This is a genomic window from Mesorhizobium sp. WSM1343 (genome assembly GCF_055901535.1).
Genome location: NZ_CM148370.1, coordinates 670226 through 684216 on the forward strand (window position 1 = coordinate 670226; position 13991 = coordinate 684216).

The window sequence follows — 13991 nt, forward strand, 5'->3', positions numbered from 1 at the left end:
CCCCAAAAATGGGAAGAGAAAAACCCGAGGAGTTCGACATCATGCGTAGATACGCCACCCTTTTGCTCGCCGGTACGATCGCCGTTTCGGCCCTTGCCACCGCCGCCTACGCCGAAAACCCGATGGTTGGCGGCGCCGCCATGTATGCCAACAAGAACATCGTCGAGAACGCCGTGAACTCGAAGGATCACACCACGCTGGTCGCCGCCGTGAAGGCCGCCGGCCTTGTCGAGACGCTGCAGGGCGCCGGTCCGTTCACCGTGTTCGCGCCAACCAACGAAGCCTTCGCAGCCCTTCCGGCCGGTACGGTCGAGACGCTGCTCAAGCCCGAAAACAAGGACAAGCTCACCAAGATCCTGACCTGCCATGTCATCGGCGCCAAGGCGATGGGAGCAGATGTCGCCGCGATGGCCAAGGCTGACGGCGGCACCCACAAGGTCAAGACGGTCGGCGGCTGCGAATTGTCGCTCAAGGCCGACGGCGGCAAGGTCACGGTCACCGACGAGAACGGCAATGTCGCCAATGTGACGATCGCCGATGTCGAACAGTCCAATGGCGTCATCCACGTCATCGACAAGGTTCTTTTGCCCAAGATGTAACAAGGGGCTTGCTGCCGGCGAACTGACGGCAAGGACCCTCCGTCGATTGCACGATCCCGCTCCCGTGATCCGCAATTGGCCCGTGCACTTCGCGCCCGCCTGCATTCGGATGTGGGAGGGCGCGGAGTGTTCGTTCGAGGGGCTACCGTCACCGGCTTTTGATTTCCGCGCGGCGGTGTAGTTTGGCAAAAAGGACATCAGGAGGAACTGGTCATGAACCGTCGCGACTTTCTTTTGAGCGGTGCCGCCGCCATCGGCGTGATCGGGGCCGCGGCAACGATGCTGCGCATGGGCGATCCGCAGGCAGCACAAGCGGCCGAGAGCTTCGAGGTCGTCAAGACCGACGCCGAGTGGAAAGCCATCCTGTCGCCGGCCGCCTTCGACGTGCTGCGCAAGGAAGGCACGGAGTACCCCGGCACCAGTCCGCTGCTCAACGAACACCGCAAGGGCATTTTCGCCTGTGCCGGCTGCGACCTGCCGGTCTATTCGTCGGAGACGAAATTCGATTCCGGCACCGGATGGCCGAGCTTCTGGCAAGAGATCCCCAAGGCGATTGGCACGACCGTGGACAGGTCGCTCGGCATGACGCGTACCGAGGCACATTGCCGCCGCTGCGGCGGCCATCTCGGCCATGTCTTCGACGACGGTCCGGCGCCGACCGGCCTGCGCCACTGCATCAACGGCGTCGCGCTGACCTTCAAACCCGCCACGGCCTGAGTCCATAGACTCGAATGCAAAAAACTCCGGGCTTGCGGCCCGGAGTTTTTACGCGGTCAGAGCTTTTCGGGCGTGGACTGGAGGAGCTTCCCGAAACCGCTGCCCACGTATCCTTGTCTTGTCGCAATCTCCAAGGGAAAGCGCTGCGCGCTTTTCCCGGGAAACCGCCTTACACTTTTCCTGGAATTGCTCCGTATCAGTGCCCCCCACCGCCGCCGCCACCCGGTACGGCCGGCTTGCGGATCAGCATGGTGAACAGGCCAAGCGTCGCAAACAGCACCGTCAGCATGAAGAACACGTCCATGAAGGACAGCAGCGCCGCCTGCTGCTGGACCATGCCAGACAACTTGGAGATCGCAGCGCTTGTGGCGTCGAGGCCGGGGGTCTGCTCGAAATTGCGGGTCATGTTCTGCAGCTTGGCCTGCGCGGCTTCACTGCCCCATTGCACATGCTCGGAGAGCCTTGCGTAGTGGAAGGCGTTGCGGTCGATCAGCACGGTGTTGATCAGCGCAAGGCCGACGGCACCACCAAGGTTGCGGGTGAGATTGAACAGGCCTGACGCATTCTTCAGCCGCTCGGGCGGCAAGGTGCCGAGCGCGATGTTGTTGATCGGAACCATGCACAGCATCATCGAACAGCCGCGCAGGATCTGCGGGATGAGCAGCTCATAGAAATCCCAGTCGGCGGTCAGATGCGTCATCCACCAGGTGCCGGTGGCGAAGCCGAAGAAGCCGATCATCATCATCAGGCGCGGGTCCATCTTGTTCGACAGGATGCCCGAGATCGGCGCGGTGAAGAACATCGCCAGGCCGCTGACGAACAGAGCCTCGCCGATCATCATCGAATCGTAGCCGCGGATGCGCCCAAGGAACACCGGGTAGAGATAGGTCAGGCCGTAGAGACCGATGCCGATGACGAACGAGAACAGCGAGCCGAAGGCGAAGTTGATGTTGGTGAAGGCCTTCAGGTCGACGATCGGCTCCTCGGCGGTGAATACGCGCCAGAAGAACAGCACCGCGCCGATGCTCATGACGATGGCGCAGATAAAGACGCCCTGGTCCTGCAGCCAGTCATTGTTGGGGCCTTCCTCGAGCACATATTCCATGCAGCCCAGGAAAGCCGCCATGCCGGCGAGGCCCCACCAGTCGAATTTGCTGAACAGCTTGAGGTTAGGCTTGTCGAAGTCGATCAGCGTCCAGGCCGCCGTTGTCACCAGGATGCCGGGCACGACGTTGACCAGGAACAGCCAATGCCAGGACATGGCATGGCTGATATAGCCACCGACGGTCGGGCCGATGGTCGGCGCCAGCGTCGCCACGAGGCCGATCATCGGCGAGACGACGGCGCGGCGCGAGGGCGGGAAGATGGTGAAGGCAGCGGCAAAGACGCTCGGTATCATGCCGCCGCCGATGAAGCCCTGGACGGCGCGGTAGACGATCATCTGGTCGATGTTGGTGGCGGTCGCCGCCAGCGCACTGGCCGCGGTGAAGCCTGCCGCCGAGATGGTGAACAGCACGCGCGTCGACAGCATCCGGCTGAGAAAGCCCGACAGCGGGATCATCACCACTTCGGCGATCAGGTAGGCGGTCTGCACCCACGGAATTTCGTCGGAGCTGGCGCTCAGGCCGGCCTGGATCTCCGACAGCGAGGCGGAGACGATCTGGATGTCGAGGATGGCCATGAACATGCCGAACACCATCGCCAGGAAGGCGATGACGCGCCGCGTCGAAATGGTGTCAGGCACAGCCGGCCTCGCCGGCGGCGCTCCTGCTGTCAGGGTTGCGGTTGCCATGGCATTGCTCCCCGGCCGCCGCTCAATTCGACGCTGCCACTGACGCCGACCCGGATGGGGCGGTGCGGCTGTCGACGGCGACGACGACGCTCAGGCCGGCGCGCAGCTTACCGCTCTTCAGCGCATCGGCCGGCACATCGATGCGGACCGGAACGCGCTGCACGACCTTGGTGAAGTTGCCGGTGGCATTTTCGGGCGGCAGCAGCGAGAACACGGCACCCGAAGCCGGCGCCAGCGACGAAACGGTTCCCTCGAAGTCCTGGCCGTCGGTCGCATCGACCGAGATCTTGACCTTCTCGCCGGGAACCAGCCGGGCAAGTTGTGTCTCCTTGAAGTTGGCGACAATGTAGAGCTTGTCCATCGGCACGATGACGGCGAGCTTCTGGCCGGGGCTGACAAGGTCGCCCTGCTCGACCGAGCGGTTGCCGACGATGCCGTCATATGGCGCCTTGAGCACGGTGAAGGAAAGATCGCGCAGCGCCTTGTCATGGCTGAGCTGCAGGGACGCCAGCGTGCTCGCCGATTCCGCGCGCTGCGCCTGCAGCACGCCGATATTGGCTTGCGCGGCGGCGATCTGTGCGTCGGCGCCGACAAGGGCGGCATCGGCCTGCTGGACCGCGGTCTGGGCGTCGTCCAGCTGCGCCTGCGTGCCGACATGGGTCTTGAGCAGCTGGGAGGCGCGCGCCGCGACCTTGGCTGCGTTGTCGGCCGCGGCCTGGTCGGCGACCTTCTGCGCCTGGGCCTGCTGCAGCGAGGCGCGGGCCGCGTCGGTCTGGGCGTCGATACGGTCGAGCGTCTTGCTCAAGGTGGCGATCTGCGCCTCGGCCTGGGCGACGGCAATCTTGTAATCGCCGTCATCGACGACGAGCAGCGGATCGCCGGCCTTGACCAGCTGGTTCTCGCTGACCTTGACCTGATCGACATAGCCGGAAATCTTGGGCGAGATGAACGCCATGTCCGCCTGGACATAGGCATCGTCCGTCGAGATCATGAAGCGGCCCGTTGTCCAGTAGTCGTACCCATACCAGGCGCCGGCGCCCAGCAAGGCAACACCGATGACCGGCAGCAGGAAGGAACGCACCGAACGCTTCTTCCTGGCCGGAGCCTCTGCCGGCGGCGACGAGACGGGCTGGACAGGTACTTCCGGTGCTTCCGTCGCTGGCGCAACCTTGGCGTTGGGGAAGGGACGGACTTCGGCAGTGGTCGGCGCGTTCGAGGACATGACATCTCTCTAAAGTTATAATATAATACTGAACCGTTCGGTTCGATCCGGCCGTTGACATAGCGCGTAAAGAGGACCATATCAAGGGCAATCGAACCGCTTGGTTCGAATTATTTTCGAGGTGTGACTTTCATGGCCGAGACCCCGCCCAATGTCGAAAACGAGTCGTGTGACGACCTGTTGGAAAGCTTGCGCCGTGGCCGCCCGGCCGCGGGGCAGGATCCGGCCAAGCGCAGCCAGATCATCGACGGCGCCCGTCGTGTCTTCATCGACAAGGGCTTCGAAGCCGCCTCGATGAACGACATCACCCGCGAGGCCGGCGTCTCCAAGGGTACGATCTACGTCTACTTCGCCAACAAAGAAGAGCTGTTCGAGGCGCTGATCGAGGAAGAGCGCGGCACCATCTTCAAGAACATGTATGACGTGCTGGACAATGCCGACAACCTGCGCGAGACGCTGGTGAAGTTCGGCAAGGTGCTGGCTCTCAAGATCACGTCGGCCAAGGTCGTCCAAGCGCAGCGCACGGTGATCGGGGCATCAGACCGGATCCCCGACATGGGCGCGCGTTTTTACGAGCGCGGTCCCAAGCGTGGCCACGACAAGGTCGCGGCCTTTCTCAATGCCGCCATCGAGCGCGACCTGCTGCGCATCGACGATGTCGATCTTGCCGCCTATCAGTTCACCGAACTGTGCCTGGCCGGTCTGTTCCGCCAGTGCATCTTCGCCTACCGCACCAAGGCCCCGACCCAGGACGAGATCGACCACATCGTCAGGTCAGGCGTCAGCATGTTCCTGAAGGCCTACGGCACCGAAAGACTTGTGGCGGAAGAAGGCCATCAGACGATTGCTATCGAGGCCAAGCCCTAGCCAGACCATGCTCTAACTCTTTGTTTAGACGCAATTCTGGACGGAAAACCGCTTCACACTTTTCCTAGAATTGCTCTAAGGTGCGGATGCTTTAGCCGCCATTGGCGGCAAGCACGATGGCTGCCTGCAATTCCTCAAGGCCCTCGGCCTTTTCAGAAGAGGTGGCCAGCACGAACGGGAACGCCGCCGGCCGCTTCTTGATCTTTGCCAGCGTCTCCTCGATCAGCCTCGGCACGCCGGCAGTCTTGATCTTGTCGGTCTTGGTCAGCACGATCTGGTAGGACACCGCCGCCTTGTCGAGCAGCGACAGCACTTCGTCGTCCTTGGCCTTGATGCCATGACGGGCGTCGATCAGCACATAGACGCGTTTCAGCGTGACCCGGCCCTTGAGGTAATCGAAGACCAGCTTGGTCCACTCGTCGACCTTCTCCTTGGGCGCGGTGGCGTAGCCGTAGCCGGGCATGTCGACCAGCGCCAAGGGCGGCAGGTCGGCGCCCTCGCCCGAAAATCCATCCGGCACGAAATAGTTGAGCTCCTGCGTGCGCCCCGGCGTGTTGGAAGTGCGCGCCAGCCCCTTCTGGTTGACCAGCGCATTGATCAGCGACGACTTGCCGACATTCGAGCGGCCGGCAAAGGCGATTTCCGGCGGCCCTTCCGGTGGCAGGAACTTCATCGCCGGCACGCCGCGGATGAAGATCCACCCTCGCGTAAACAGTTCGGTGCCGATTATGCTGCTGTTCAGAGCGTTCAAGCTGCTGCCTCCAGAAGAGAAATATTGGCACCCCGGATAGCATCGAGGTTGCGGCTGACCTTGTCTACCGGCCAGTCCCACCACGCCACCGCCAGCAGCCGCCTGATTGTCCGGTCGTCGAAACGCATCTTTACCACCTTGGCCGCGTTGCCGGCGACGATCGCATAGGGCGGGACGTCGTGCGTCACCACTGATTTCGCAGCGACGATGGCGCCGTGGCCGATTTCCACCCCGGGCAGGATCACCGCCTCCATGCCGATCCAGACGTCGTTGCCGACGATGGTGTCGCCGCGCACCTCCTTCGACCAGGTCGCCGGGTCAAAACCCTTTTCCCAGCCATGGCCGAAAATATTGAACGGATAGGTCGAAAAGCCGGACATGGCGTGGTTGGCGCCGTTCATGATGAAGCGCGCGCCCTCGGCGATGGCGCAGAACCTGCCGATGATCAGCTTGTCGCCTATGAACGGATAGTGATGCAGGACGCACTTCTCGGCGAATTTGTCCGGCCCGTCGGGGTCGTCATAATAGGTGAAGTCGCCGATCTCGATGTTTGGCGCGTTCACCAGACCCTTGAGGAAGCCGACGCGGGTATGCATCGGGATCGGGTGCTTGATGTCTGGGTTGGGTCCGTCCATGTCGAAATCCGTCAGAGAAATGGCCGCCAGGTGCATCCGAAACTCGAATGCGCCCGTTCAAAATAGCGTGATCCGCCCTATAGCACCAATCGGGCGACGAGCGAGCTTTCCTTGACGGCCTTGCTCATTTGCTGCCGCGGCAAATCACGATCGGATCGGACAGCGCACTGTCGAAACCGCTGCCCTGATAGACGGTGACATTCGTGGCGCCGGGCGGCAGCATGAAGCTGCCTTCAACGATTTTCTGGTCGCCGGCCGGCATGTGGAGAGCCCAGCTATAGGTGCAAAACTGAGGCGGCGCCTGGGGTTCGACGTGGCTGCAGTTCAATTGCGCGCCACCCAGCATGGCGGCGCCGCCGCAACTGACGGCGCCCTTTGCGAGCGCAATGCCCGGCCATCCCGCAATGGCCGCCACGGTCGCGATCTTCAGCCAATTCATCGTCGTAACCTTGCCCGGCAACAGCCTGCTACCTGAGCCTTTTGGTGGGTCGCAGCCCATGCGTCATTTTTTCCAGGCGGGCTTAGTCCGTCTTGCGCACCGCGTCCAGCAAGATTATGTGCATGATGATAATAAGCATGCTCACTAATAGTCGCGCCGAAAAACTCCAGTACCTCCCATGCCATCGTCACCCAACATCAGCTTCGTGCTGCACGATGTCGCGCGCCTGCTTCGAAAGCGGTTCGAGCAGAGGTCGCGGGCATCGGGGCTGACCCGCGCCCAGTGGCAGGTGCTGGCCTATCTCAGCCTGCATGAAGGCATCCACCAGAACAAACTGGCGGACCTGATCGAGATCACGCCGATCACGCTCGCCCGGCTGCTCGACAAGATGGAAGCAAGCGGCTTCATCGAGCGCCGGCCCGATCCCGCTGACCGCCGGGCATGGCTGCTGTACCTGAAGCCGCAAGCCCATCCGCTGATCGAAATCATGCGCGGCAATGGGCGGAAGACGCGTGACGAGGCCTTTGTCGGCCTTTCCGCGGATGCGCAACTGCATCTGCTGCAAACCCTATCCCTCATCAAATCCAATCTGCTCGCGGCTTGCGCCCAGCCTGCCGCCGACCGGGAGAAAACACATGGCTGAATCAACCTCACCAAAGAAGCCTGTCGAAGAAGACGGATCCGCCGCCGACCGGGCGCGCGACCAGGTCATCCGGCTGGACAGCGAACGCGAGCAAAGGCGAGCCAGCACCGTCATCGACAATGACGAGCTCGAAGCACCGGTCGCCCTGGAGCCGGCGGCGCTTGAGGCTCCGTCCAAGGAGCCACGCCAGGCCGGGGTTGCGGTGGCGCCTCCGGCGCCGGTCAAGCCCAAGCGCGGCCGGGCACGGCCGATCCTGTTTGCCCTGCTTCCGTTCGCGCTGGTCGTCGGCGGCTATTACTACGTCATCGGCGGCCAGGTCATGACGACCGACAATGCCTACATCCAGGCGCAGTCGCTCGGCGTTTCCACCGATGTCTCCGGCACTGTGTCCGAGATCGACGTGCACGAGAACGAGGCGGTGAAGAAGGACCAGGTGCTTTTCCGGTTGCGGCCGGCCTCTTTCGAAACCGCTCTTGCCGCCGCCCAGGCACAGCTCGGCACAGTGCGCAACCAGGTGCTGACCTTGCAGGCGAGCTACCAGCAGTCGCAGGCGCTGATCGAGCAGGCGCAGGCCGACATCCCCTATTACGAGGCCGCTTTCCAACGCCAGCAGGATCTGCTCAAGACCTCCACCTCCTCGAAGGCGACCTTCGACAGCGCCCAGCACGACCTCGTCGCCGCCCGCCAGAAAGTGTCCGTTGCCCAAGCGCAGGCACAGGCGACGCTTGCCCAGCTCGGCGGCGACGCCAGCCAGCCGGTGGAGAAGAACCCGTTCTATCTCCAGGCGCAGTCGGCGGTGGACGACGCCCAGCGCAACCTTGCCGATTCCTTCGTCAAGGCGCCATTCGACGGCATCGTCACCAATGTCGACGCGCTTCAGGTCGGCAAGTACCTGCCGGCTTCGCAGCCGGCGTTCAGCCTGATTTCGGCGACCGATCTGTGGATCGCGGCGGAGCCTAAGGAAACCGAACTGACCTATGTGCGGCCGGGACAGACGGCGACGATCAGCGTCGACAGCTATCCCGGTGCCGTCTGGCACGGCAGGGTCGCCTCGATCAGCCCGGCGTCGTCGTCGAGCTTCTCGCTGCTTCCGGCGCAGAACACCACCGGCAACTGGGTCAAGGTCGTGCAACGCATTCCGATGCGCGTGACGGTGGACGATCTCCAGGGCAAGCCGCCGCTGCGCGGCGGGATGAGCGTCGTGGTCGGCATCGATACCGGCCATGCGCGCGGCCTGCCGGACTTCGTGACGGACCTCCTCGGTCGGTTCGGACAAAAGTCATGACCGGCGCGTCCGCGACAGGTGGCGTGGTCGCCAATCGCGGCGCCATCACCGCCTGCGTGATCCTGGCCGTGATCATGCAGGCGCTGGACACCACCATCGCCAATGTGGCGCTGCCCTATATCCAGGGCAGCGTTTCGGCCAGCGCCGACCAGATAAACTGGGTGCTGACGTCCTACATCGTCGCGGCAGCCGTCATGACGCCGCCTTCGGGCTATATTGCCAATCGCTTCGGCCGCAAGCGCATCCTGCTGATCTCGATCACCGGCTTCGTCGTCGCGTCGGTGCTGTGCGGCTTCGCGCAGTCGCTGCCGCAGATCGTCGGCTTCCGCCTGCTGCAAGGCCTGTTCGGCGCAGCCCTGGTGCCGCTGGCGCAGAGCATCCTGCTCGACATCTACAGCGTCGAGGAGCGCGGCTCGGCGATGGCGCTGTTCGGCGTTTCGGTGATGGTCGGGCCGGTGCTCGGGCCGGTCATCGGCGGCTGGCTGACCGAGAATGTCAGCTGGCGCTGGGTGTTCTACATCAACGTACCGATCGGCGCGCTGGCTTTCGCTGGCGTCTCGATGTTCGTCCAGGAAACCAAGACGGACCTCAAGGCCAGGCTGGACTGGCTGGGCTTCGGCATGCTCAGCGTCACCATCGCGTCGCTGCAGATGTTCCTCGATCGCGGCGAGCAGCTCAACTGGTTCTCGTCGTCCGAGATCATCGTCGAGGCGCTGATCTGCGCGTCGGCCTTCTACATCTTCCTCGTCCACACCTTCACCGCCAAAAACACCTTCGTGAACCCGCGGCTGTTCCTCGACAGGAATTTCGCCGTCGGCATGATCTTCATCTTCATCATCGGCATCACCTATCTGGCCTCGCTGGCCCTGATGACGCCCTATCTGCAGACCCTGATGGGCTATCCGGTGGTGACGGCCGGCATCGTCATGGGGCCGCGCGGTCTCGGCACCATGGCTTGCATGTTCCTGGTCGGCAGGCTGATCGGCAAGGTGGACACGCGCTGGCTGCTTCTAACCGGCCTGCTGGTCACCGCCTGGGCGATGTACGACATGACCGGCTGGACCCCTGATGTCTCGCAATGGACGATCATCAGCACCGGCTTCATCCAGGGCGCGGGCCTGGGTTTCCTGTTCGTGCCGCTGACCACCATCACCTTCGCCACGCTGGCGCCGGAGCGGCGCGCGGAAGGCACCGGACTGTACAATCTGTCCCGAAACATCGGCTCCAGCGTCGGCATATCGGTGGTCACCGCGCTGTTGACGCAGAACGTGCAGATCAACCACGCCAATATCGCCACCTATGTGACGCCCTACAACCAGGCGTTCAGCAATCCGGCGATCTTCCAGGCAATGGATCCCTACAGCGCCGCGGGCCGCGCCGCGCTCGACGGCGTGGTCACGCTGCAGGCCACGATCATCAGCTATATGAACGACTTCAAGCTGATGATGATCCTGTCGCTTGCTGCCATTCCGCTGGTTCTGTTGCTGCGCAAGCCGGCGACTCCGGCCAAGATCGACCACAGCGCCGTGATGGAGTGACGACGCTCGAAACTTATCCGGCTGCACAGGCAACAGCCAAAAAGAAACCGGGGTCCTGTGAGGGACAGGACCCCGGCCGATGCCGATACGACTTCCCAAGAAACATGGCACCTCGTCATGAGGCGGGGATAGCAGGCCCGAGAAAGCCCCAACGGACCTGCCTTGATCCCATGCCGAAAGCCGTTACTTCGGCAACAACACCTTGTTGACGACATGGATGACGCCGTTCGACTGGTTGACGTCGGCGATCGTCACTCGCGCCTCGCCGCCTGACTCATCCATGATGTAGAGCTTGCCCTTCTTGACTTCGGCGGTCAGCGTGTCACCGGAGACGGTCTTCATCTCGTACTTGCCGCCCATCGCCTTGGCCTTCTTCATCATCTCGGCGCCGGAGATCTTGCCGGCCACGACATGCGCGGTCAGCACCTTGGTGAGCTTGCCCTTGTTCTCCGGCTTCAGCAGCGTGTCGACGGTGCCCTTGGGCAGTTTCGCAAACGCTGCGTTGGTCGGGGCAAAGACGGTGAACGGGCCAGCGCTTTGCAGCGTGTCGACCAGGCCGGCGGCCTTGACCGCAGCGACCAGCGTCGTGTGGTCCTTCGAATTGACGGCGTTCTCGACGATGTTCTTGGTTGTGTACATCGGCGCGCCGCCGACATTCGGGTTCTTGGCATAGGCGGGCGCGGCAATCGCCACGCCGGCGACGAGTGCGGAAAGGGCGATGATCCTGAATGACGGCAAGCGCATGTGGTCTTCCTCCGTGTGAGGGCTGATCGGAATTGATAGCCTTTGGAAACGCACAGGCAGTCACGCCGCCGAGGGGGCGCAAGTTTCGCCGATCACGGGAACGTGATGCCGGAGCTGCTTAAACGAAAAGCCCCGCGCGAGGCGGGGCTTTGAAGGCTGGAGAAAGCGCTGCGCCTTCTATTCGGCCGGTGATGGTTTCTTTCGGAACAGCGCGACCAGATTGTCCCACAGCTCGATCTTGGCGCCCTGGCGCTTCATGATGATGCCCTGCTGGAGGATCGACAGCGTGTTGTTCCAGGCCCAGTAGATGACCAGGCCGGCCGGGAAACCCGCCATCATGAAGGTGAAGATGACAGGCATCCAGGTGAAGATCGCAGCCTGCGTCGGATCCGGCGGCGTCGGGTTCATGCGCATCTGCAGGAACATGGTGACGCCCATGATCAGCGGCCAGACGCCGATCATCAGCATGTGCGGCAGGGTGACCGGAATCAGGCCGAACAGGTTGAACAGCGACGTCGGATCGGGCGCGGCCAGATCCTGGATCCAGCCGAAGAACGGCGCGTGCCGCATTTCGATGGTGATGTAGAGCACCTTGTAGAGCGAGAAGAAGACCGGGATTTGCAGCGCCACCGGCCAGCAGCCGGCAAGCGGGTTGATCTTCTCGGTCTTGTACAGCTCCATCATCGCCTGCTGCTGCTTCATCTTGTCGTCCGCGTATTTCTCGCGGATCTCGAGCATTTTCGGCTGCACCTTCTTCATGTTCGCCATCGACGCGTACGACTTGTTGGCGAGCGGATAGAAGATGGCCTTGACGATGACGGTGGTGGCGAGAATGGCCAGGCCGAAATTGCCGAAAAATTTGTAGAGCGTGTCGATCAGCCAGAACATCGGCTTGGTGATGAAGTGGAACCAGCCCCAGTCGATCAAAAGGTCGAACCGCTTGATATGACGGTCTTCCGCATAGGCGTTGATCTTGCCGACTTCCTTGGCGCCCGCGAAGATCTCGCTCTCCACCGTCGCCGACTGGCCGGCATCGACGGTGATCGGGTCGGTGAGGAAGTCGGACTGGTAGCGATGGCGGCCGTCCTCGAAATAGGCATAGCGCGGCTGGAACGGCTGCTTCTCGGTCGGCACCAGCGTCACCGCCCAGTATTTGTCGGTGATGCCGAGCCAGCCGTCGGTCGACTTGCCCGGCGTGAACTGCTTGTCCTTCTCGATGGACGCGTATTTGTGTTCCTGCAGGCCTTCCGTGCCGGTGAAGCCGATCAGGCCCTCATGCAGCACATAGGTGCTTGCAACGAGCGGCTTGTCGAAGCGGGTGACGCGGCCGTAATTGGACAGCGAGACGGCGGCCGTGCCGGCATTCTGCACCGTGTCGGACACCGTGAACATGTAGTTGGTGTCGACGGAAAAGGTGCGCTTGAAGGTCAGGCCCTTGTCGTTCGAATAGGTCAGCGTGACCGGGGTCGTCGGCGTCAGTGTCGCATTGCCGTCGACAGCCCACACTGTTTCGGGACCGGGCACCGCGCCGGTCTTGTCGTTGCCGACGAAGCCGATCTCGGCATAGTAGCCATTGGGCAGTGCTGCCGGATTGAGCAGGCTGATCTCGGGCGAGTTCTTGTCGACCGTCTCGGTGTAGTGCTTGAGCTTGAGGTCGTCGAGACGGGCGCCGGTCAGGTTGATCGAACCCTCGAGGCTCGGCGTGTCGATCTTCGCGCGGGTCGTCGTGGCGAGCGCCTGTTCGCGGCCGGCCGGCGTCACGGCATCGGTGCCGGGTGCGTTGGGAATGGCGCCAGGGGCGGCGGGCGTTCCGGTGTCGGTACCGGGATTGGTGCCGGCGGCCTTCTTCTGCTCCTCGACGCGCTGCTGTTCGACGCGGGCGGCCTCGCGCTGCGCTTCGCTGCGCGGCAACACATAAAAATATTGCCATACCGCCAGGATCAGCACCGACAGCGCGATGGTGATGAAGAAGTTCCGGTTGTTTTCCATCGAAAGCCCTTGGCCTATCGTGTTCCGCGCAGTCGGCGGGAGAGTTCGGCCTTCAATTGGCCGAACGGAGTGGTAAGCACGTCTTCGCGCCCGACGATGACATAGTCATTGCCAGGCGCCATGTCACTTGCCGCATGCGTACGGACGGCTTCTCGCAGCCGCCGCCGGACGCGGTTGCGGACAACCGCATTGCCGACCTTCTTGGTGACGGTGTAGCCGACGCGCGGCGACAGGCCGTCGCCGCGGTCGAGAACTTCGACGAGAAAAAGCCGCCCGCGTCGTTTTTCACCACGACGGACAGCCAGGAATTCCGCGCGCTTCAGAAGCCGCTTGGGATTTGGTCCCACTGGCTTGCCGGATGCGGGCAACGATCTCGTCTTCCGTTCAGGCGCTGAGCCGCTTGCGACCGCGGTTGCGGCGAGCTGCGACGACGCCGCGACCACCCTTGGTGGCCATGCGGGCACGAAAGCCGTGCCGACGTTTGCGGACGAGTTTAGACGGTTGGTAGGTACGCTTCATTTGTTTTAATACCGCGGGGTGCGGCCCTTCTTGATTCTGTCACTGTGTAACAGGAGCTTTGCCGGGCCGGCTTTGGCGCGATCGAAACCGCGCCGGGACGAATGGCCCGAGCGTGTGCGGGCTTATAGAAAGAAGGCTTTTGGAAGTCAATCCGGAGTCGTCGGGCCGAAAGCTTCGCCATTCAGGCCGGTTATGTTTGCGACCAAGGATGAAATTGGCAAAAAAGCCGTAATCGCCTAATCTGCGTTGAT

The 13991-nt window shown here is 62.7% G+C and carries 15 protein-coding genes; 6 read left to right on the forward strand and 9 right to left on the reverse strand.

Going from position 1 to position 13991, the window contains the following annotated elements; translation table 11 throughout:
• Positions 1-41: 41 nt before the first annotated feature.
• Both AC0NIL_RS03170 and msrB read left to right on the forward strand, forming a co-directional pair.
• Positions 42-599: a fasciclin domain-containing protein gene (locus AC0NIL_RS03170; RefSeq protein ID WP_013528492.1), complete on the forward strand. Its 558-nt coding sequence runs from the start codon at positions 42-44 to the stop codon at positions 597-599.
• A gap of 213 nt (positions 600-812) precedes the next feature.
• Positions 813-1316 carry a peptide-methionine (R)-S-oxide reductase MsrB gene (gene msrB / locus AC0NIL_RS03175; RefSeq protein WP_013528493.1) on the forward strand — a complete coding sequence of 168 codons (504 nt, stop codon included), beginning with the start codon at positions 813-815 and terminating at the stop codon, positions 1314-1316.
• 196 nt (positions 1317-1512) lie between these two features.
• Here msrB and AC0NIL_RS03180 read toward each other — a convergent pair whose 3' ends face one another.
• Positions 1513-3108 (reverse strand): DHA2 family efflux MFS transporter permease subunit, encoded by a 1596-nt coding sequence (locus tag AC0NIL_RS03180; protein ID WP_275953284.1) that lies wholly within the window; start codon positions 3106-3108, stop codon positions 1513-1515.
• Positions 3109-3130: 22 nt separating this feature from the next.
• Positions 3131-4330, reverse strand: coding sequence for an HlyD family secretion protein (locus AC0NIL_RS03185; protein ID WP_275953285.1), 1200 nt, complete (start codon positions 4328-4330; stop codon positions 3131-3133).
• A 132-nt stretch (positions 4331-4462) separates the two neighbouring features.
• Between AC0NIL_RS03185 and AC0NIL_RS03190 the strand changes: the two genes are divergently transcribed.
• Complete coding sequence (locus tag AC0NIL_RS03190; RefSeq protein WP_013528496.1) at positions 4463-5197, forward strand: TetR/AcrR family transcriptional regulator; 735 nt, start codon at positions 4463-4465, stop codon at positions 5195-5197.
• Positions 5198-5288: 91 nt separating this feature from the next.
• Here AC0NIL_RS03190 and yihA read toward each other — a convergent pair whose 3' ends face one another.
• The 3 genes from yihA to AC0NIL_RS03205 all read right to left on the reverse strand — a co-directional run bounded on the left by yihA (position 5289) and on the right by AC0NIL_RS03205 (position 7022).
• Entirely contained in the window at positions 5289-5870 is a 582-nt protein-coding gene (gene yihA, locus AC0NIL_RS03195) for a ribosome biogenesis GTP-binding protein YihA/YsxC (RefSeq protein ID WP_474048763.1), read from the reverse strand.
• Between the two features lie 74 nt (positions 5871-5944).
• Positions 5945-6583, reverse strand: a complete 639-nt coding sequence (locus AC0NIL_RS03200) for a CatB-related O-acetyltransferase (RefSeq protein ID WP_027161114.1) — start codon at positions 6581-6583, stop codon at positions 5945-5947.
• A 124-nt stretch (positions 6584-6707) separates the two neighbouring features.
• Complete coding sequence (locus AC0NIL_RS03205) at positions 6708-7022, reverse strand: hypothetical protein (RefSeq protein ID WP_024502096.1); 315 nt, start codon at positions 7020-7022, stop codon at positions 6708-6710.
• Positions 7023-7200: 178 nt separating this feature from the next.
• Between AC0NIL_RS03205 and AC0NIL_RS03210 the strand changes: the two genes are divergently transcribed.
• Genes AC0NIL_RS03210 through AC0NIL_RS03220 form a run of 3 tightly spaced genes read left to right on the forward strand, consistent with a single transcriptional unit; the run spans position 7201 to position 10488 of the window.
• Positions 7201-7665 carry a MarR family winged helix-turn-helix transcriptional regulator gene (locus AC0NIL_RS03210; protein WP_013528500.1) on the forward strand — a complete coding sequence of 155 codons (465 nt, stop codon included), beginning with the start codon at positions 7201-7203 and terminating at the stop codon, positions 7663-7665.
• Positions 7658-8950 (forward strand): HlyD family secretion protein, encoded by a 1293-nt coding sequence (locus AC0NIL_RS03215; RefSeq protein WP_275953287.1) that lies wholly within the window; start codon positions 7658-7660, stop codon positions 8948-8950. Before AC0NIL_RS03210 ends, AC0NIL_RS03215 begins: the two co-directional genes overlap by 8 nt.
• The gene (locus AC0NIL_RS03220; protein WP_275953288.1) at positions 8947-10488 is read left to right on the forward strand and encodes a DHA2 family efflux MFS transporter permease subunit; all 1542 of its coding nucleotides are present in this window, start codon (positions 8947-8949) and stop codon (positions 10486-10488) included. The genes AC0NIL_RS03215 and AC0NIL_RS03220 overlap by 4 nt, the downstream gene beginning before the upstream one ends.
• A gap of 183 nt (positions 10489-10671) precedes the next feature.
• Here the strand turns inward: AC0NIL_RS03220 and AC0NIL_RS03225 are convergent, their stop codons facing one another.
• The 4 genes from AC0NIL_RS03225 to rpmH form a co-directional block, all read right to left on the reverse strand.
• Positions 10672-11232: a fasciclin domain-containing protein gene (locus AC0NIL_RS03225; RefSeq protein ID WP_013528503.1), complete on the reverse strand. Its 561-nt coding sequence runs from the start codon at positions 11230-11232 to the stop codon at positions 10672-10674.
• A 177-nt stretch (positions 11233-11409) separates the two neighbouring features.
• Positions 11410-13221: a membrane protein insertase YidC gene (yidC, locus tag AC0NIL_RS03230; protein ID WP_013528504.1), complete on the reverse strand. Its 1812-nt coding sequence runs from the start codon at positions 13219-13221 to the stop codon at positions 11410-11412.
• Between the two features lie 14 nt (positions 13222-13235).
• Complete coding sequence (gene rnpA, locus AC0NIL_RS03235; protein ID WP_013528505.1) at positions 13236-13589, reverse strand: ribonuclease P protein component; 354 nt, start codon at positions 13587-13589, stop codon at positions 13236-13238.
• A gap of 16 nt (positions 13590-13605) precedes the next feature.
• A complete protein-coding gene (gene rpmH / locus AC0NIL_RS03240) occupies positions 13606-13740 on the reverse strand; it encodes a 50S ribosomal protein L34 (protein WP_008833937.1) in 135 nt (44 codons plus the stop codon).
• Positions 13741-13991: the final 251 nt, after the last annotated feature.